Consider the following 17,572-nt stretch of genomic DNA (forward strand, 5'->3'; position numbering starts at 1 on the left):
CGCCGCGCGCCTCGAATCCGTTTCCGCCCGGCGAAAGGCCCGCGCCCCGGGACCGGCGGGAAAAGCGCTAGGCGCTCTTCTCGTGCCGCTCCCCCGCCTCGGTGCCGCGCGAGCGGGGCACCAGCGTGGGGTTCACATTGGACTGCACGACGTCCTTGGTGATGACGACGCGGGCGACGTCCTTGCGGGACGGCACCTCGTACATCACCGACATCAGGACCTCTTCCATGATGGCGCGCAGCCCGCGGGCGCCCGTGCCGCGCAGGATCGCCTGGTCGGCGATGGCCTCCAGCGCCGGGCGGTCGAACTCCAGCTCGACACCGTCGAGTTCGAAGAGCCGTTGGTACTGCTTCACCAGGGCGTTGCGCGGCTCGACGAGGATCTGCAGCAGCGCCTCGCGGTCGAGGTTGTGGACGGAGGTGATGACGGGCAGCCGGCCGATGAACTCGGGGATCATCCCGAACTTCACCAGGTCCTCCGGCATGACCTCCTGGAACTGGTCGCTGGCCTCGATCTCGCGCTTGGAGCGGATGGTGGCGCCGAAGCCGATGCCCTTGGCGCCGGCCCGCGACTCGATGATCTTCTCCAGTCCGGAGAACGCGCCGCCCACGATGAACAGCACATTCGTGGTGTCGATCTGGATGAATTCCTGGTGCGGGTGCTTGCGGCCGCCCTGCGGGGGGACGGAGGCGGTGGTGCCCTCCAGGATCTTCAGCAGCGCCTGCTGGACGCCCTCGCCGGAGACATCCCGGGTGATCGACGGATTTTCGCTCTTACGGGCGACCTTGTCGATCTCGTCGATGTAGATGATGCCGGTCTCGGCCTTCTTGACGTCGTAGTCGGCGGCCTGGATGAGCTTGAGCAGAATGTTCTCGACGTCCTCGCCGACATAGCCGGCCTCGGTCAGCGCGGTCGCGTCGGCAATGGCGAAGGGGACGTTGAGCATGCGCGCGAGGGTCTGCGCGAGGAGGGTCTTGCCGGAGCCGGTGGGGCCCAGCAGCAGAATGTTGGACTTCGCCAACTCGATGCCGTCGTCGCGGTTGTGACTGCCGGTCTCCCCGGCCTGCACCCGCTTGTAGTGGTTGTAGACGGCGACGGAGAGGGCCTTCTTCGCGGTCTCCTGGCCGACGACATAGCCTTCGAGGAACTCGTAGATCTCGCGGGGCTTGGGCAGTTCCTCCCAGCGCACCTCGGAGGTCTCCGCGAGCTCCTCCTCGATGATCTCGTTGCAGAGGTCGATGCACTCGTCGCAGATGTACACACCAGGACCCGCGATGAGCTTCTTCACCTGCTTCTGGCTCTTGCCGCAGAACGAGCACTTGAGCAGATCGCCGCCGTCACCGATGCGTGCCACGAGGTGCTTCCCCTTCGCCTGGGATCCGCCTTGCTCTGCGAACCCGAGTGCTTGCCTATCGACGGTACCTTGCCGGGGCCCCCGCGCGGGCCCCCCTTGGGCCTACTCGGTCCAAGGGGGTTGCCGACGGTACTGCGATCCAACGGTCGGTCAAACAGTGGGTCAAACAGTCACGGAGTTCTTGCGGGTGGAGACGATCTGGTCGACCAGACCATAGGCGAGCGCCTCCTCGGCCGTGAGGATCTTGTCGCGCTCGATGTCGTCCCGGATCTTCTCGATCGGCTGGGTGGAGTGCTTGGCGAGCAGCTCCTCCAGCTGGGTGCGCATGCGCATGATCTCGTTGGCGGCGATCTCCAGGTCGGAGAGCTGCTCGCGGCCCGTCTGGCTGGACGGCTGGTGGATCAGCACCCGGGCGTTGGGCAGCGCCATGCGCTTGCCGGGGGTACCGGCGGCGAGCAGGATCGCCGCGGCGGAGGCCGCCTGGCCCATGCAGACGGTCTGGATGTCGGGCTTGACGAACTGCATCGTGTCGTAGATGGCGGTCAGCGCGGTGAACGAGCCGCCGGGCGAGTTGATGTAGATCGAGATGTCCCGGTCGGGGTCCATCGACTCCAGGCACAGCAGCTGCGCCATGACGTCGTTGGCGGAGGCGTCGTCGATCTGGACGCCCAGGAAGATCACGCGCTCCTCGAAGAGCTTCGCGTACGGGTCGTACTCGCGCACGCCCTGGGAGGTGCGCTCGACGAAGCGCGGGACCACGTAGCGGGATTCGGCCGTCGGGCCGGTGTACAGGCCGCTGGGGGACGAGATGTTCATGCGGGTTTCACCATCCTGATGGCGGTCGGAGTTGGAATGCGGCATCGGCACTGCTGCCGGGATCAGGCCCCGGTGCCGCCGCCGCCCGGAACGCCGGAGGCGTGCGTGATGATCTCGTCGATGATCCCGTACTCCTTGGCCTCCTCGGCGGTGAACCAGCGGTCGCGGTCACCGTCGTGGATGATCGTCTCGACGCTCTGGCCGGTGTGGTGCGCGGTGATCTCGGCCATGCGCTTCTTGGTGCGCAGCAGCTGCTGGGCCTGGATCTTGATGTCCGAGGCGGTGCCGCCGAGGCCGGCGGAACCCTGGTGCATCAGGATGTCGGTGTTGGGCAGCGCGAAGCGCTTGCCCGGCGTGCCGCCGGTCAGCAGGAACTGGCCCATCGAGGCGGCCAGGCCCATGCCGATGGTGACCACGTCGTTCGGGATGTACTGCATGGTGTCGTAGACCGCCATGCCGGCCGTCACCGAACCGCCGGGGCTGTTGATGTAGAGGTAGATGTCCTTGCTGGGGTCCGCGGCCAGGAGCAGCATCTGCGCGGTGATCTTGTTGGCGATGTCATCGTCGACCTGCTGGCCGAGGAAGATGATCCGCTCGTCGAGCAGCCGGCTGTAGACCTGGTCGCCGAGGCCGCCACCGATGGAAGGCCCGCCCGCGGCGGAAGGCATCAGATTCGTCACGTGTCCACCTGCTCGTCTCTGACGGCAACGGGCCGTCTCCGCGTCTTCTCCTGGGGGTCGGGGGTGGTGCGGCCGGTGGCGTCCCGGCCGTCTCCAACGTCTCCCCTGCCCTCGTATCTACGGACCCTAACGCGCTGTTCGGCGGGTGCCATCCCGCATCTGGAACTGTTCGCTCTGAGCGCAGGTTCCGCGGGCCCGGGCCCTGGCCGGGGGCCGCGCGGGGGGCACGACCAGGGGCATATGCCGCCCCGTGCGACGCCCGTACGCGCACAAGCGGCCGGGCCCGAACGTGCGAACACATCCGGGCCCGGCCTGCGTGCCTGTGCGGCCTGGCCGCGGCCGGTGCGGGGACCGGCCGGGCGGGATCAGGCCTCGGTCTTGCCCTCGGCGGCCTCGACCGTCTCAGTGGCGGCCTCGACCTTCGCGGTCTCCTCCTCGTCACCCTCGTCCAGGTCGACGACGTTGCCGTCGGCGTCCTTGACGGTGGCGGCCTCGACCACGGTGGCGAGCGCCTTGCCGCGGGCGACCTCACCGACGAGCATCGGCACCTGGCCGCCCTCGACGACCGCCTGCGCGAACTGGTCGGGGCTCATGCCGGAGGACTGGGCGCGGCGCATCAGGTGCTCGGTGAGCTCGTCCTGGCCGACCGAGATCTTCTCCTTGCCGACGATCTCGTCGAGGATGAACTGGGTCTTGATGCCCTTCTCGGACTGCTCCTTGAGCTCGGCGTCGAACTCCTCGGCCGACTTGCCCTGGATCTCCAGGTACTTGGCGAGGTCCAGGCCCATCTGGCCGAGCTGGTGGTGCTCCAGGTTGTGCTTGCGGGTACGGACCTCGTCCTCCAGCAGCTTCTCCGGCATCGGCACCTCGACGAGCTTGAGCAGCTCGTCGAGCACGCGCTCCTGGGCCTGGGTGGCCTGGTCGAAGCGGCGCATGCGGGCCAGCCGCTCGCGGCTGTCGGCCTTCAGCTCGTCGAGGGTGTCGAACTCGCTCGCCAGCTGCGCGAACTCGTCGTCCAGCGCGGGCAGTTCGCGGGCCTTGACCTCGGTGACCTTGACCGAGACCTCGGCCTCCTTGCCGGCGGCGGAGCCGCCCTTGAGCTCGGAGGTGAAGGTGGCGGAGCCACCGGCCTCCAGGCCCTTGACGGCCTCGTCGATGCCGTCCAGCAGCTCGCCGGAGCCGATGGTGTAGCTGACGCCGTCGGCGACGCCGTCCTCCAGCACCTCGCCGTCGACCTTGGCCTGGAGGTCGACGGTCACGACGTCGCCGTCCTGGGCGGCGCGCTCGACCGCGGCGGTGGTGGCGAAGCGCTCACGCAGCTGCTCGACGGACTTCTCGACGTCCTCGTCGGTGACCTCGACGTTGTCGACGGTGACCTCGATGCCGGAGTAGTCCGGGATCTCCAGGGCCGGGCGGATGTCGACCTCGGCGGTGAAGGAGAGGAGCTCGTTGTCCTTGAGCTCGGTGATGTCGACCTCGGGCTGGCCGAGCGGGTTGAGCTCCGCCTCGTTGACGGCCTCGGTGTAGAACTTCGGCAGCGCGTCGTTGACGGCCTCCTCCAGCACCGCACCGCGGCCGAACCGCTGGTCGATCACGCGGGCCGGGATCTTGCCCTTCCGGAAGCCCGGCACGGTGACCTGCTGGTTGATCTTCTTGTACGCCGCGTCGAGGCTGGCCTTGAGCTCCTCGAAGGGCACCTCGACAGTGAGCCGAACCCGAGTCGGGTTCAGGGTCTCCACGGCGCTCTTCACGGTTCGGTCTCCTTGGGGCTGACTCTTCTGGGTTGCTGCTGGAATCCAGCGGACCGCGCCCGGTATGAAGAAGACACACGGGCACGCAGCTTGCATAGTAACCGCAAGCGGGATGACGCCCACAATGTGATCTTGGCCGTGCCCGCGCACGGACGTACGGCCTGCTGGTCGGGGTGGCGGGATTTGAACCCACGGCCTTCCGCTCCCAAAGCGGACGCGCTACCAAGCTGCGCCACACCCCGTCGGTGCGAGTCGTAGGGTACATGGCCCGGCCCTCCCCGGCTGCCGGTTGTCCGGCAGCCGTCCCGCGGCACGCGGCGGTGGTGAGGGGGCGGCGTCCACCCGGGTGTGCGGCGTGCCCGCCGGACCCGCTACGATGCACTTCGTACCGCGCGGCGCTCCTTCACGGAGACCACCGCGCGCGGTGCTCGCGGGCGTAGCTCAATGGTAGAGCCCCAGTCTTCCAAACTGGCTACGCGGGTTCGATTCCCGTCGCCCGCTCTCGTACGCCTCCGGCCACCGGCCGGAGGCGTTCTGCGTTCCGTCGGCAAAGCTGTCGCTCTTGTCAGCCTTGTCAGCCTTGTCAGCGTTCCGCCGCCTCAGAACCTGATGCCGCTTATGGTCGAAGTGATCGAGGTCAGGAATCGCTGGATCGACGGGGCCATCCCGGTGGAGGCGAGGAAGAAGCCGAAAAGGATGGCGACGAGCGCGGGGGCTCCCTTGAGGTGGCCGCCGCGGAGCATCACCACCAGAACGATCGCCAAGAGCAGCACCACGGAAAAGGAAATCGCCACAACTGATCACACCCTCGGTCGGAACGCACCGTCCGTCCGCAGGGCACGCCACCCCACGGACCCACACGTTCAACCATCGTGCCACCAACTGGCCTGATATTGGGGCAGCGTGACGTTCACGGGCGTCTCCTGCCCCCGGACGGCGGCGTTTTGCCGGTGCGGTCCGCGCCGCTAAGGTGCGTGCGGTGTCCCCCGCCGTGACTCCTCCCGCGCCCGGTACGGCCGCCACGAGGCTCCCCTCCCCCGCCGCGCCCGCCCGCTCCGCGCCGCGCGACCCGTTCTTCGACAACGCCAAGTACCTCGCGATCGTCCTGGTCGCGCTGGGGCACGCGTGGGAGCCGCTGACCGGCGGCAGCCGGCTGGCGACGGCGCTCTACACGACCGTCTACGCCTTCCACATGCCGGCCTTCATCGTGATCTCCGGCTATTTCTCCCGGGGTTTCGACCTCAGCCCCGCCAAGGTGAAGCGGCTGCTGACCGGGGTGGTCGTGCCGTACCTGGTCTTCCAGTTCGCGTACGTGACCTTCCAGCACCGCTTCGAGGACGCGAAACCGGACCCGTACGAGGTGCTCAACCCCTGGTACCTGAACTGGTTCCTGGCCGCCCTGTTCGTGTGGCGGCTGACCGCCCCGCTGTGGAGCGTGGTGCGGTGGCCGCTTCCGGTGGCCTTCGTGATCGCGACGGGCGCCAGTGCGACGCCCGGCATCGGCGCGGACCTCGATCTGCAGCGGGTGATGCAGTTCCTGCCGTTCTTCGTGCTCGGCCTGCGGCTCCGGCCGGAGCACTTCGCGCTCGCCGACCGGCGGTGGCTGCGGCTCGCCGCCCTGCCGGTGTTCGCGGCCGCGATCGGCCTCGCCTACTGGGCGGGCTCGGCCCTGGACAGCTCGTGGCTGTACCACAACTACTCGGTGCAGTCCCTCAAGGCGCCGCTGTGGGCGGCGCCGCTCGCCCAACTGGCCATGTTCGCCGTGGCGCTGGTGCTCGTGGCGTGCTTCTTCGCGTGGGTGCCGCGCCGCACCGTGTGGTTCACGGCCCTGGGCGCGGGAACCCTGTACGGCTATCTGCTGCACGGCTTCCTGATCAAGCTGTCCCGGTGGTGGGACTGGTACGACGCGGCGCCGTGGATCCGGCAGCCGGTGGGCCTGGCGGTGGTGACCGTGCTGGCGGTGGCGATGGTGACGGTGCTGTGCACGCGTCCGGTGCGGCGGGTGCTGCGCTGCGTGGTCGAGCCGCGCATGGAATGGGCGTTCCGCAAGAGCGCGTAGAGCGCACGGGACGAGTGACGAGTGCGGCGAGTGCGGCGAGTGCCGGGACGTTTCCCTGGCGTCAGTGGCGGCAGACGAGCAGCAGCGCCCGGTCGTCGTTGACGTCCTTGGCGACCGCCTCGATCAAGTGCCAGGCGGCGCCGTGGAATCCGCTCTGCACATAGCGGTCGGCCTCGCCGGTGAGCCGGTCCATGCCCTCGGTCAGGTCGCGTTCGGAGGTCTCGACCAGGCCGTCGGTGAAGAGCATCAGGACGTCGCCGGAGCGCAGGGTGCCCTTGATCGGATCGAACTGGGCGCCGTCGTAGACGCCGAGGAGCGGGCCGTCGGCGGCCTTCTCCTCCCAGCGGCCGGAGCCCGCGCACAGTTGCAGGCCGGGCACGTGGCCGGCGGAGTACAGCTCGTAGTCGCCGCTGTCGAGGTCGAGGACCAGGTGGACGGAGGTGGCGAAGCCCTCCTCCCAGTCCTGGCGCAGCAGATAGCCGTTGGCGGCGGGCAGGAAGGCGTGCGGCGGCAGCGAGCCGAGCAGACCGCCGAAGGCCCCGGAGAGCAGCAGGGCGCGGGAGGCCGCGTCCATGCCCTTGCCGGAGACGTCGGTGAGGACGACTTCCAGGGAGCGGCCGCCGTTGGTGCGGGAGGCGACGACGAAGTCCCCGGAGAAGGACTGCCCGCCGGCCGGCCGCAGTGCCATCTCCCGGTGCCAGCCGCGTGGCAGGTGCGGCAGCTTGCTCTGGACGCGGATGCGTTCACGCAGGTCGAAGAGCATGGTGCCGCCGCGCCGCCAGGGGACGCCGACGCGGCTGCGGAACTGCGCGATGAGCAGGCCGAAGAAGCCCACGGCGGCGACGACGAGGATGACGCCGGGGGTGACCCGGTCGTCGTCGCCGTACTCGCCGGGGTCCAGGACGGCGGACTCGACGATCAGTGCCACCGCGGCGGCGGCGTAGAGGGTGATGAGGCTGGCGGGGCGCAGCAGCAGCCCGCCGGCGACGATGGGCAGGACGAGGGCGGTCGGCGCGCACCAGGCGGGCGCGGCGACGGTGGCGAACGCGAGGGCGGGGACGCACAGGAGCAGCGCGGCGAGCGCGAGCCAGTCGGAGCCGTCGCCCCGGAAGTGGTCGACTCCGGCTTTGCGCACGCTCGTGCGGGCCCGGTGCAGTGCTTTGCGCATCCGGGCCGTCGGGGTCTCTGCACCACCAGTCATTGCAGCGTGACCTTATCCACCCATTCGGCGGTGCGTCGACTCACGCCGCGCCGGGACGGTGTCGTCGGCGCCCGTGGAGGCGCGCGCCGCGCGCGCGGAGGGGTGCGCGCGCCGGGCGGCCGCCCGGGGCCGGGGCGGCACGCGAACTGACGGGGTGTCAGCGCTGCTGTGTCCCCCCGCCGTTGCCCGCGCGCGCTAGCGCCGCTGGCAGCCCGGGCACCAGAAGAGGTTGCGGGCGGCGAGTCCGGCGGTGCGGATGCCGGTGCCGCAGACGTGGCAGGGCTGCTGTGCCCGGCGGTAGACGTACACCTCGCCGCCGTGGTCGTCCACGCGCGGCGGGCGGCCCATGGCCTCGGGGGTGTGCTCGGGCCGTACGGTGTCGATCCTGTTGTTCCGTACGCCCTCGCGCATCAGCGCGGCCAGGTCCGACCAGATCGCGTCCCACTCGGGGCGGGTGAGCTCGCGGCCGGGGCGGTACGGGTCGATGCCGTGCCGGAAGAGGACCTCGGCGCGGTAGACGTTGCCGACGCCCGCGACGATCTTCTGGTCCATCAGCAGGGCGGCGACGCTCGTGCGGCTGCGGCTCACGCGCGCCCAGGCGCGGGCGGGGTCGTCGGCGGGGCGCAGCGGGTCCGGGCCCAGCCGGTCGTGTATCGCCTGCTTCTCGGCGTCCGTGATCAGCGCGCAGGTCGTGGGGCCGCGCAGGTCCGCGTAGGCGGAGGCGGTGGCGAGGCGGAGCCGCACGGTGTCGGTGGGCGGGGGGAGTTCGGCCCCGCCGAAGGTGTACTTGCCGAAGAGGCCGAGGTGGATGTGGATCCAGGTGTCGGGGGCGAATCCGAGGAAGAGGTGTTTGCCGTGGGCCTCCGCGGTGTCGAGGACGCGCCCGGTGACGAGGGCGGCGCCGTCGGAGAACTTGCCCTGCGGGCTGCCGGCGGTGACGTTCCGGCCGGCGAACAGGGTGCGGTGGTCCTGTGCCAGGCGGTGGATCGTGTGGCCCTCGGGCATGGGCGGGGGTCCTCCGGACAGGGGCCGCGAACGGGCGCGGCCCGGTGGGGTGGTGGGCCCGGGCGCCGCCCGCCGGAGGGCCGCCCGCGGGGGCGTCCCGGTACCGGCGGGCGGGGACGGGCGGGGCGGGCCGTCGGCCTGCCGGGCGGCCGACGGCCTCGCCGGGTCAGTCCTGCTGCGGGTGCCCCGCCGGGATCGGCGGGAGTTCGCCCGTGGCCTCGTAGCGCGTGAGCATCTCGATGCGCCGCGTGTGCCGCTCCTCGCCCGAGTACGGCGTGGCCAGGAAGATCTCGACGAACTTCGTCGCCTCCTCCTGGGTGTGCATCCGCCCACCGACGCTGATCACGTTGGCGTTGTTGTGCTCGCGGCCGAGCGCGGCCGTCTGCTCGCTCCAGGCCAGTACGGCCCGGACGCCCTTGACCTTGTTCGCGGCGATCTGCTCGCCGTTGCCGGAGCCGCCGATGACGATGCCGAGGCTGCCCTCGTCCGCGGCGGTCCGCTCCGCCGCCCGCAGGCAGAAGGGCGGGTAGTCGTCCTGGGCGTCGTAAAGGTGGGGGCCGCAGTCCACGGGCTCGTGGCCGTGGGCCTTGAGCCACTCGACGAGGTGGTTCTTCAGTTCGTAGCCGGCATGGTCGGAGCCGAGATACACGCGCATGGCCTTGAGTGTGGCACGGCCCGGGAGGGGCGGCCGCCACCGGGCCACCGGACACAGCGGGTGAACACAACGATACGGATTCGGGTCTTCCCGAAATCGGGTTCGAAAAGTTCTAATGCCGCAAGCTCGAACCCCGAGAACCTAAGGACCGTGCACATGAGCGCTCCGCCGACTCTGACGAAGGCGTCACCGCCCGGCGATCCCGGTCAGGCGCCCGCGTCGGACGACTCCGGCCTGAAGGCCGGACTCAAGAACCGCCATCTGTCCATGATCGCCATCGGTGGTGTGATCGGAGCGGGCCTCTTCGTGGGCTCCGGCTCCGGCATCGCCGCCGCGGGCCCCGGCATCCTGATCTCCTACGCGCTGGTGGGCGCGCTGGTCGTCCTGGTGATGCGGATGCTCGGCGAGATGGCCGCCGCGCAGCCGAGCTCCGGTTCCTTCTCCGCCTACGCGGACCGGGCGCTGGGGCGCTGGGCGGGCTTCTCGATCGGCTGGCTGTACTGGTTCTTCTGGGTCGTCGTGCAGGCCGTCGAGGCCACCGCCGGCGCCAAGATCCTCGAAGGCTGGGTCCCGGCCGTCCCGCAGTGGGCCTGGGCCCTGATCGTGATGCTCGTGCTGACCGCCACCAATCTGGCCTCGGTGGGCTCCTACGGCGAGTTCGAGTTCTGGTTCGCGGGCATCAAGGTCGTCGCCATCGCGGCGTTCGTGGTGCTCGGCGGGCTCGCGGTGTTCGGGCTGCTGCCGGGGGCGCGGAACGACGCGGTGGGGCTGGCGCATCTGACGGACGCGGGCGGTTTCCTGCCGAACGGGCCGGGGGCGATCCTCACCGGGGTGCTGATGGTCGTCTTCTCCTTCATGGGCAGCGAGATCGTCACGCTCGCCGCCGGGGAGTCGGAGAACCCGCAGCGCGCGGTGCGGCAGGCCACCAACAGTGTGATCTGGCGGATCGCCGTCTTCTATCTGGGCTCGATCCTGGTCGTGGTCTCGCTGCTGCCGTGGAACTCCGCGGCGATCACCGAGAAGGGCAGTTATGTCGCCGCCCTGGACGCGATCGGTATCCCGCACGCGGGCCAGGTGATGAACGTGATCGTGCTGACCGCCGTGCTCTCCTGCCTGAACTCGGCGCTCTACACGTCCTCGCGAATGGTGTTCTCGCTCGGGCAGCGCGGTGACGCGCCGCGCGCCTTCGCCCGTACCAACCGGCGCGGGGTGCCGCGGGCCGCGATCCTGGGGTCGGTGGCCTTCGGTTTCGTGTCGGTGTTCTTCAACTACATGTGGCCGGACACGGTGTTCAAGTTCCTGCTGAACTCCTCCGGCGCGGTCGCCCTGTTCGTGTGGCTGGCCATCTGCTTCACGCAGCTGCGGATGCGGGGGATCATCCTGCGCGAGGCCCCGGAGAGGCTGACCGTGAAGATGTGGCTGTTCCCGTATCTGACGTGGGCGACGATCGGCATGATCCTGTTCGTGCTGGTCTACATGCTCACCGACGACGACGGGCGCACCCAGGTGCTGCTGTCGGGGCTGGTGGGAGTGCTGGTCCTGGCCGTGGGGCTGGTGCTGGACCGCCGCCGCCGGCTGTCCGCCGCCCGGTAGCCGGGGTTCTCGGGTCGACGTGTACGGGCCGGGCCCGCACCCTTCTCGCGAGGGTGCGGGCCCGGCCCGTACGCGTGGTGTCGAAGGCGGCTCAGCCGCGGCGCTCCAGCAGCTTCCAGGCGGCGGGCAGCGCGCCCATCGCGAGCGCGGCCTTGAGTGCGTCGCCGATCAGGTACGGGACCATGCCGTGGGCGAGGGCCCAGCCCGTCGACTGGTGGGTGGCGAGTGCCAGGTACGGCACGCCGACCGCGTAGACGATCGCGGAGCCCAGTGCCATGGCGCCCGCGGTGCGCAGGACGGAGCGGTCGGCGCCGCGGCGGGCCAGGGCGCCGACGACGGTCGCGGCGAGCAGCATGCCCAGGACGTAGCCGAAGGTCGGGAAGGCGGCGCCGGAGTGCGCCTCGGCGAACCACGGGACGCCCGCGACGCCGGCCAGCGCGTACAGCGCGAGGGCCAGGAAGCCGCGGCGGGCGCCGAGGGCGGTGCCGACGAGGAGCACGGCGAAGGTCTGGCCGCTGACCGGGACCGGGGAGCCGGGGACGGGCACGGTGAGCTGGGCGCCGAGGCCGGTGAGCGCGGCGCCGCCGAGGACGAGGGCGGCGTCGCGGACGCGGGCGCGGGTGGCGGTCGAGGCGAGGTTCTGGGCCGGGCGGGCGGGAAAAACGGCGTCGGCGAGGACCGTACCGGTCCGGGCGAGGGGGGCAGCGGTGGCCATCGGTAACTCCGCGGGCAGAAGGGACGAGAAGGCAGGGACAGCGGGAACACGGCGACGTTAGCCGAGCGCGCCGGGCCGGACACCTGGGTGCGCCGACAAAGGCGGCCGGGTGCCTTTGTCAGGCTTCCGAAACCGGGGCACCGTGAATCCGCCCAGGTCATCCGGGACGCGTGATGCTCGTCACGCGGAGCGGGAAAGAGCTTGGCGCGATGTGCCGGGTCGGGAGATCGTGGGAGCATCCGCACCCTTTGCGCCGACCGGCGGGATGTCCGCCCCGGCCGGCGCGATCCGAGAGTTACGAGCCTCCATGCACGACGCACCGCCCGCCGCCGAGCCGCTGACCGGCGGCGCCAGGGAACCTCTGTCGGCGGGGCTCAAGCAGCGGCACATGACCATGCTCGGCCTGGGCGGGGTGATCGGGGCCGGGCTGTTCGTCGGTTCGGGCGCCGGGATCGCGGTCGCGGGGCCGGGCATCATCGTCTCGTATCTGATCGCGGGCGCGCTGGCGATGCTCGTGATGCGGATGATCGGTGAGATGTCCGCCGCGATGCCCGCCTCGGGCGCCTTCTCGGTGCACGCGGAGCGGGCGCTGGGCCGCTGGGCCGGGTTCTCGGTGGGCTGGCTCTACTGGTTCCTGCTGGTGATCGTGCTCGCCGTCGAGGCGACGGGTGCCGCCCAGATCGCGAACGGCTGGCTGCCGTCGGTGCCCACGTGGGCCTGGGTGCTGCTGTTCATGGTGGTCTTCACGGCCGCCAACCTCGCGACCGTCAAGCACTTCGGCGAGTTCGAGTTCTGGTTCGCGACGCTGAAGGTCGTCGCCATCGTGCTCTTCCTCGGGCTCGGCCTGCTGGCGATCCTCGGGGTGCTGCCGGACACCGACGCGCCGGGCCTGGCCAATCTCACCGGGCAGGGCGGCTTCCTGCCCAAGGGCTGGGGCGGGGTGGTCTCCGGGGTGCTCGCGGTGGTCTTCGCCTTCGGCGGTCTGGAGGTCGTCACGATCGCCGCCGCCGAGTCCTCCGACCCGGTGCGCGCGGTGGGCCGGGCGGTGCGCAGCGCCGTGTGGCGCATCCTCTTCTTCTATGTCGGTTCGATGGCCGTCGTCGTCACGCTGCTGCCGTGGACCTCGATGGAGCCGGGCAAGAGCCCGTACGTGGCGGTGCTGGACCACCTCGGGGTGCCGGGGGCCGGCCAGATCATGAAGATCGTGGTGTTCGTGGCGCTGCTCTCGGCGCTGAACGCCAATGTCTACGCCTCGTCCCGGATGGTCTTCTCCCTGGCCGAGCGCGGGGAGGCGCCGCGTGCCCTGCTGAAGGTCTCGGGCGCCGGGGTGCCGCGGGTGGCGGTGCTCGCCTCGGTGGTCTTCGGCTTCGCCTCGGTGATCCTGAATCTGGAATGGCCGGATTCGGTCTTCCGGTATCTGCTGAACGCGGTGGGCTCGGTCCTGCTCTTCGTGTGGGGGCTGATCGCGGTCTCGCAGTTGCGGCTGCGGCGCCGGATCGAGCGCGAGAGCGGCGGGCAGCCGGTCCTGCGGATGTGGGGCTTCCCCTATCTGACCTGGGCCGCGCTGGTGGCGATGGGTGCCGTGCTGGTGCTCATGCTGGCCGACGCGGGCACCCGGCCGCAGCTGCTGTGGTCGGGGGCGGCGACGGGTCTGGTGCTCGCCGTCGCGGGGCTGCGCGCGCTCCGTTCGCGCTGACCGGGCGGTTCCCGCCCCATAAAAACATCGCTTCTGACGACATATCAGGCACGGACCGTGATCCCGGTGCCTGAATATCGGACACCTCTGTCACGCATGTTGTCCTGGGCGAACATGAACCTCACACTGAGGCAACTTTCCGCTCTCACCCCACGGGACGCACACGACCATGACTCGGACACCCACGAGCACCGCGCCCCGGCGCGCGGTCACCGATCCGCCGCCCGGCGGCGGGCTCTCGCACGGGCTCAAACAGCGCCATCTGTCGATGATCGCTCTCGGCGGCGTGATCGGCGCGGGTCTCTTCGTGGGCTCGGGCGCGGGCATCGCCGCGGCCGGACCGGCGATCGTGCTCGCGTACGCGGCCTCCGGGCTGCTGGTGATGCTCGTGATGCGGATGCTCGGCGAGATGGCCGCGGCCAACCCGGCCTCGGGCACCTTCTCCGTGCACGCCGAGCGGTCGCTGGGCCCGTGGGCGGGCTTCGCGGCGGGCTGGATGTTCTGGGTGGAGCTGTGCGTGGGCATCGCCGTCGAGGCGATCGGCGCGGCGAACATCATGGTGCGCTGGTTCCCCGCCACGGACTCGTGGATGTGGGTGCTGCTGTTCATGGCCCTGTTCTGCGGGACGAATCTGGCGGCCGTCGGCAACTTCGGTGAGTTCGAGTTCTGGTTCGCCACCCTCAAGGTCGCGGCGATCGGCGTGTTCCTGGTGCTGGGGGTGCTCGCGGTGCTCGGGATGCTGCCGGGTACCTCCGGCGGCTCGGAGCTGACCGCGCACGGCGGCTTCCTGCCCAACGGCACCGACGGGCTGGTGGCCGGGCTGCTCGCGTCGGTCTTCGCCTACGGCGGACTGGAGACCGTGACGATCGCGGCGGCCGAGTCCGAGCAGCCGGTCAAGGGCGTCGCCTCGGCGGTGCGCACCGCGATGTGGCGCATCGCGCTGTTCTACGTCGGCTCGATGCTGGTCGTCGTCACGGTGATCCCCTGGAGCGACCCCTCGATCGTCAAGGACGGCCCGTACGTGGCGGTGCTGAACTTCCTGAACATCCCGGCCGCCGGCGAGATCATGAACGTGATCGTGCTGATCGCCCTGCTGTCCGCGATGAACGCCAATATCTACGGCGCCTCCCGGATGTCGCACTCGCTGGTCCTGCGCGGCGAGGGCCCGCGCTTCCTGGGGAAGGTCAGCGGCGGGGTGCCCCGGCGGACCGTGGTGGCCTCCTCGGCCTTCGGCTTCTTCGCGGTGCTGCTGAGCTACTGGTGGCCGGACACGGTGTTCAAGTGGCTGCTGTACATGACGGGCGCGGCGGTGCTGGTGGTGTGGGCCTTGATCGCCGTCACCCAGCTGTCGATGCGGCGGCGGCTGGAGCGGGAGGCGCCGGAGCGGCTGGTGGTGCGCATGTGGATGTTCCCGGTGCTGACCTGGGCCGCGCTGGCGGGCATCCTGGCCGTCCTGGCCCTGATGCTGCGCGAGGAGGAGACGGCGGTCCAGCTGTACGCCACGGCCGGGCTCACCGCCGTACTGGTCCTGGCCGGATATGTGCGTCAGCGCCTGGCGGCCGCCCGCCGCTGACGCGCCCGCCGCACCACCGTCGACGAGGCGGGGTTGGTCCTGATCTTCAGGTCCTACCCCGCCTCGGTCTTTTGGACGAAGCCTCCCCCTGCCCCGCTTTTGACAGGCTGTTACTGGTAGCGTCTACCTGCAAGTTCATTGCAATAAGCAGTCGGAGGGCTCGGCATGGCCATCTACACACTTCCTGAACTCCCGTACGACTACTCGGCGCTGGCCCCGGTCATCAGCCCCGAGATCATCGAGCTGCACCACGACAAGCACCACGCCGCCTACGTCAAGGGCGCGAACGACACCCTGGAGCAGCTCGCCGAGGCGCGGGACAAGGACCAGTGGGGCGCGGTCAACGGCCTGCAGAAGAACCTGGCCTTCCACCTCTCCGGCCACATCCTGCACAGCATCTACTGGACCAACATGACCGGCGACGGCGGCGGCGAGCCGCTGGAGAAGGACGGCGTGGGCGAGCTCGCGAACGCGATCGCCGAGTCCTTCGGCTCCTTCGCCAAGTTCAAGGCGCAGCTGTCCAAGGCCGCGGCCACCACGCAGGGTTCGGGCTGGGGCGTGCTCGCCTACGAGCCGGTCACCGGCAGGCTCATCGTCGAGCAGGTCTACGACCACCAGGGCAACGTCGGCCAGGGCTCGACCCCGGTCCTGGTCTTCGACGCCTGGGAGCACGCCTTCTACCTCCAGTACAAGAACCAGAAGGTGGACTTCATCGAGGCCATGTGGAAGGTCGTCAACTGGCAGGACGTGGCCAAGCGCTACGCCGCGGCGAAGGCGAAGGGCGACAGCCTGCTGCTCGCGCCGTGACGACGGCGGGGGCCCTCCCCCGCGTCCCCCGACGGCCTGCTCGTGATCGTCTTCTCACCCTTCACGCGGCAGGCGACGAAGGCCCCCGCGCGGTGGACTCGCGCGGGGGCCTTCCCCGTGTCCCCTCAGCGCTCACGCGTGGCCGAACGCCTCGCCGCTGACGGTGAACTCCCGTGCCAGGCCGGTCTCGTGGAGCCGGGCGAACGGGGCGAAGGGCACCCCGCACTCCGACTTGCCCCGGTCGAAGTTCCAGCCCTTGTGCACCGCGAAACGATAGTCGACGGCCGTGGTGCCCCCGGCGGCCACCCGGACCGTACCCGTCAGCCGGAACTCGGCACAGCGCAGCGCCAGCCACCAGTCGGTGCTGACGTGCCGGGTGAACAGGAAGTCGCGCCAGCCGCTGTCCGCCGGGTACGCGGCCGGGGTGCCGGGACCGGAGCGCCAGCGCTCCAGGGCCTCGGTACGCCAGCGCGCCAGCTGCCCGTCGACGGCCGCCCGCAGGGCGGGCAGCGCGAGCAGTTCCTCGGCGTCGACGCGGTAGGGGGCGCCGGTGGCCCCCAGGTAGTGCCGCAGCGCGCCGGCCGCGCGGCGCAGCCCGAGCAGTGACCACAGCGGCGGCAGGGCGCGGCACACCGCGAGGGTCAGCAGGTCGTACGGCCGCGCCGGCAGCTCCGCGAAGGAGGCGTTGCCGCACGGCGGCTCCGCCTCCGCCCAGCCGCCGTCGCGGCCGAGCGGCCGGGAGAGGTCGGTATGCCCCATACCGGGACGATAAGGGACAGATATCGGCCCCGCCCGTCGAAGGGACCCGCCGAAGGGACCCGCAGCCCCGCCGTTGGAGCCCCCGCCGTCCGGCCCCGCGGCTTCCCGCCGGCCGACCCCGCGCCTTCCCGCCGGCCGGTCTCAGTCGAAGACCGGCCCCTGCGTCCGGGTCCGCTTGATCTCGAAGAAGCCCGGCGTCGAGGCGACCAGCAGGGTGCCGTCCCACAGCCGGGCGGCCGCCTCGCCCTTGGGGGCGGGGGTGACGACCGGGCCGAAGAAGGCGACCTCGGCGCCGTCCGCGCCGGGCACCGCGATGATCGGGGTGCCGACGTCCTCGCCGACCTTCTCGATGCCCTCGCGGTGGGAGGCGCGCAGCACCTCGTCGAAGGCGTCGGACTGCGCGGCGTCCGCGAGTTCGGCGGGCAGGCCGGCCTCCTCCAGGGCGGCGACGAAGGTCGCGCGCTCCTGCGGCAGGCCCTGGTTGTGGATGCGGGTGCCGAGCGCGGTGTACAGCGGGCCGAGCACGGCCTCGCCGTGCTTCTGCGCGGCCGCGACGCAGATGCGCACCGGGGCCCAGGTCTTCCCCGAGGCCATGCGCTCGCGGTACCGCTCGGGCAGTTCCTCCAGCTTGTTCTCGTTGAGCACGGCCAGGCTCATCACGTGCCAGCGCACGGACACCGGCCGTACCTTCTCGACCTCCAGCATCCAGCGGGAGGTCATCCAGGCCCACGGGCACAACGGGTCGAACCAGAAGTCGGCCTGGATCCGCTCCGTTCTCTCCGGCTGCGTCTTGTCCGGCAGTGCCACGGGAATCTCCTCGTTCGGCGGGATCGCACCGGTTGAGTGCGTGCCCGTTCAACAAAGTGCCCCGTGCCATGATTCCTGGAGTTCCGCGATCCGAGACCGAC

The 17,572-nt window shown here is 70.6% G+C and carries 16 protein-coding genes and 2 tRNA genes; 6 read left to right on the forward strand and 12 right to left on the reverse strand.

The features are described 5' to 3' along the window. Nucleotides 1-67: 67 nt before the first annotated feature. From clpX to ACFP1Z_RS08710, 5 genes are all read right to left on the reverse strand, one after another. Nucleotides 68-1,354, reverse strand: coding sequence for an ATP-dependent Clp protease ATP-binding subunit ClpX (clpX, locus tag ACFP1Z_RS08690; protein WP_390315336.1), 1,287 nt, complete (start codon nucleotides 1,352-1,354; stop codon nucleotides 68-70). A gap of 162 nt (nucleotides 1,355-1,516) precedes the next feature. Beyond that, nucleotides 1,517-2,170 (reverse strand): ATP-dependent Clp protease proteolytic subunit, encoded by a 654-nt coding sequence (locus ACFP1Z_RS08695; RefSeq protein ID WP_390315337.1) that lies wholly within the window; start codon nucleotides 2,168-2,170, stop codon nucleotides 1,517-1,519. 62 nt (nucleotides 2,171-2,232) lie between these two features. Continuing rightward, the gene (locus ACFP1Z_RS08700) at nucleotides 2,233-2,838 is read right to left on the reverse strand and encodes an ATP-dependent Clp protease proteolytic subunit (RefSeq protein WP_390315535.1); all 606 of its coding nucleotides are present in this window, start codon (nucleotides 2,836-2,838) and stop codon (nucleotides 2,233-2,235) included. 377 nt (nucleotides 2,839-3,215) lie between these two features. Next, nucleotides 3,216-4,601, reverse strand: coding sequence for a trigger factor (gene tig / locus ACFP1Z_RS08705; RefSeq protein WP_390315338.1), 1,386 nt, complete (start codon nucleotides 4,599-4,601; stop codon nucleotides 3,216-3,218). A 165-nt stretch (nucleotides 4,602-4,766) separates the two neighbouring features. Then, nucleotides 4,767-4,843 (reverse strand) — tRNA-Pro (locus tag ACFP1Z_RS08710). Between the two features lie 188 nt (nucleotides 4,844-5,031). Here ACFP1Z_RS08710 and ACFP1Z_RS08715 point away from each other — a divergent pair. Further along, nucleotides 5,032-5,102 (forward strand) — tRNA-Gly (locus tag ACFP1Z_RS08715). 98 nt (nucleotides 5,103-5,200) lie between these two features. Here the strand turns inward: ACFP1Z_RS08715 and ACFP1Z_RS08720 are convergent. Further along, nucleotides 5,201-5,395 (reverse strand): hypothetical protein, encoded by a 195-nt coding sequence (locus tag ACFP1Z_RS08720; protein ID WP_390315339.1) that lies wholly within the window; start codon nucleotides 5,393-5,395, stop codon nucleotides 5,201-5,203. 185 nt (nucleotides 5,396-5,580) lie between these two features. Here ACFP1Z_RS08720 and ACFP1Z_RS08725 point away from each other — a divergent pair, with 185 nt between their 5' ends. Further along, complete coding sequence (locus ACFP1Z_RS08725) at nucleotides 5,581-6,660, forward strand: acyltransferase family protein (RefSeq protein ID WP_390315340.1); 1,080 nt, start codon at nucleotides 5,581-5,583, stop codon at nucleotides 6,658-6,660. Between the two features lie 61 nt (nucleotides 6,661-6,721). On the opposite strand, the gene ACFP1Z_RS08730 is transcribed toward ACFP1Z_RS08725, so the two are convergent. From ACFP1Z_RS08730 to ACFP1Z_RS08740, 3 genes are all read right to left on the reverse strand, one after another. Continuing rightward, entirely contained in the window at nucleotides 6,722-7,861 is a 1,140-nt protein-coding gene (locus tag ACFP1Z_RS08730) for a PP2C family protein-serine/threonine phosphatase (protein ID WP_390315341.1), read from the reverse strand. 195 nt (nucleotides 7,862-8,056) lie between these two features. Continuing rightward, nucleotides 8,057-8,866, reverse strand: coding sequence for an Fpg/Nei family DNA glycosylase (locus tag ACFP1Z_RS08735; RefSeq protein ID WP_390315342.1), 810 nt, complete (start codon nucleotides 8,864-8,866; stop codon nucleotides 8,057-8,059). A 166-nt stretch (nucleotides 8,867-9,032) separates the two neighbouring features. Beyond that, on the reverse strand, nucleotides 9,033-9,521 hold the full coding sequence (locus tag ACFP1Z_RS08740; RefSeq protein ID WP_390315343.1) for a ribose-5-phosphate isomerase: 489 nt from the start codon (nucleotides 9,519-9,521) through the stop codon (nucleotides 9,033-9,035). 156 nt (nucleotides 9,522-9,677) lie between these two features. Between ACFP1Z_RS08740 and ACFP1Z_RS08745 the strand changes: the two genes are divergently transcribed. Next, nucleotides 9,678-11,114: an amino acid permease gene (locus ACFP1Z_RS08745; protein ID WP_390315345.1), complete on the forward strand. Its 1,437-nt coding sequence runs from the start codon at nucleotides 9,678-9,680 to the stop codon at nucleotides 11,112-11,114. Nucleotides 11,115-11,205: 91 nt separating this feature from the next. Here ACFP1Z_RS08745 and ACFP1Z_RS08750 read toward each other — a convergent pair whose 3' ends face one another. Next, nucleotides 11,206-11,829 carry a biotin transporter BioY gene (locus ACFP1Z_RS08750; protein WP_390315346.1) on the reverse strand — a complete coding sequence of 208 codons (624 nt, stop codon included), beginning with the start codon at nucleotides 11,827-11,829 and terminating at the stop codon, nucleotides 11,206-11,208. A gap of 307 nt (nucleotides 11,830-12,136) precedes the next feature. On the opposite strand from ACFP1Z_RS08750, the gene ACFP1Z_RS08755 reads away from it, so the two are divergent. The 3 genes from ACFP1Z_RS08755 (at nucleotide 12,137) to ACFP1Z_RS08765 (ending at nucleotide 15,905) form a co-directional block, all read left to right on the forward strand. Beyond that, nucleotides 12,137-13,525 carry an amino acid permease gene (locus ACFP1Z_RS08755; protein WP_390315347.1) on the forward strand — a complete coding sequence of 463 codons (1,389 nt, stop codon included), beginning with the start codon at nucleotides 12,137-12,139 and terminating at the stop codon, nucleotides 13,523-13,525. Between the two features lie 169 nt (nucleotides 13,526-13,694). Then, the gene (locus ACFP1Z_RS08760) at nucleotides 13,695-15,098 is read left to right on the forward strand and encodes an amino acid permease (protein ID WP_390315348.1); all 1,404 of its coding nucleotides are present in this window, start codon (nucleotides 13,695-13,697) and stop codon (nucleotides 15,096-15,098) included. A gap of 165 nt (nucleotides 15,099-15,263) precedes the next feature. Next, a complete protein-coding gene (locus ACFP1Z_RS08765; RefSeq protein WP_390315349.1) occupies nucleotides 15,264-15,905 on the forward strand; it encodes a superoxide dismutase in 642 nt (213 codons plus the stop codon). Nucleotides 15,906-16,037: 132 nt separating this feature from the next. Here ACFP1Z_RS08765 and ACFP1Z_RS08770 read toward each other — a convergent pair whose 3' ends face one another. Together ACFP1Z_RS08770 and ACFP1Z_RS08775 are read right to left on the reverse strand one after the other, a co-directional pair. Beyond that, complete coding sequence (locus ACFP1Z_RS08770; protein WP_390315351.1) at nucleotides 16,038-16,664, reverse strand: hypothetical protein; 627 nt, start codon at nucleotides 16,662-16,664, stop codon at nucleotides 16,038-16,040. 141 nt (nucleotides 16,665-16,805) lie between these two features. After that, on the reverse strand, nucleotides 16,806-17,465 hold the full coding sequence (locus tag ACFP1Z_RS08775) for a mycothiol-dependent nitroreductase Rv2466c family protein (RefSeq protein WP_390315536.1): 660 nt from the start codon (nucleotides 17,463-17,465) through the stop codon (nucleotides 16,806-16,808). Nucleotides 17,466-17,572: the final 107 nt, after the last annotated feature.

Source organism: Streptomyces gamaensis (assembly GCF_042656465.1).
Lineage (GTDB): Bacteria > Actinomycetota > Actinomycetes > Streptomycetales > Streptomycetaceae > Streptomyces > Streptomyces gamaensis.

What these genes read in the sequence shown, in the direction of transcription:
- ACFP1Z_RS08695 (WP_390315337.1), bottom strand. Translation starts at nt 2,170, where the DNA reads ATGAACATCTCGTCCCCCAGCGGCCTGTACACCGGCCCGACGGCCGAA.
- ACFP1Z_RS08700 (WP_390315535.1), bottom strand. Translation starts at nt 2,838, where the DNA reads ATGCCTTCCGCCGCGGGCGGGCCTTCCATCGGTGGCGGCCTCGGCGAC.
- ACFP1Z_RS08730 (WP_390315341.1), bottom strand. Translation starts at nt 7,861, where the DNA reads ATGACTGGTGGTGCAGAGACCCCGACGGCCCGGATGCGCAAAGCACTG.
- ACFP1Z_RS08735 (WP_390315342.1), bottom strand. Translation starts at nt 8,866, where the DNA reads ATGCCCGAGGGCCACACGATCCACCGCCTGGCACAGGACCACCGCACC.
- ACFP1Z_RS08740 (WP_390315343.1), bottom strand. Translation starts at nt 9,521, where the DNA reads ATGCGCGTGTATCTCGGCTCCGACCATGCCGGCTACGAACTGAAGAAC.
- ACFP1Z_RS08745 (WP_390315345.1), top strand. Translation starts at nt 9,678, where the DNA reads ATGAGCGCTCCGCCGACTCTGACGAAGGCGTCACCGCCCGGCGATCCC.
- ACFP1Z_RS08750 (WP_390315346.1), bottom strand. Translation starts at nt 11,829, where the DNA reads ATGGCCACCGCTGCCCCCCTCGCCCGGACCGGTACGGTCCTCGCCGAC.
- ACFP1Z_RS08755 (WP_390315347.1), top strand. Translation starts at nt 12,137, where the DNA reads ATGCACGACGCACCGCCCGCCGCCGAGCCGCTGACCGGCGGCGCCAGG.
- ACFP1Z_RS08760 (WP_390315348.1), top strand. Translation starts at nt 13,695, where the DNA reads ATGACTCGGACACCCACGAGCACCGCGCCCCGGCGCGCGGTCACCGAT.
- ACFP1Z_RS08765 (WP_390315349.1), top strand. Translation starts at nt 15,264, where the DNA reads ATGGCCATCTACACACTTCCTGAACTCCCGTACGACTACTCGGCGCTG.
- ACFP1Z_RS08770 (WP_390315351.1), bottom strand. Translation starts at nt 16,664, where the DNA reads ATGGGGCATACCGACCTCTCCCGGCCGCTCGGCCGCGACGGCGGCTGG.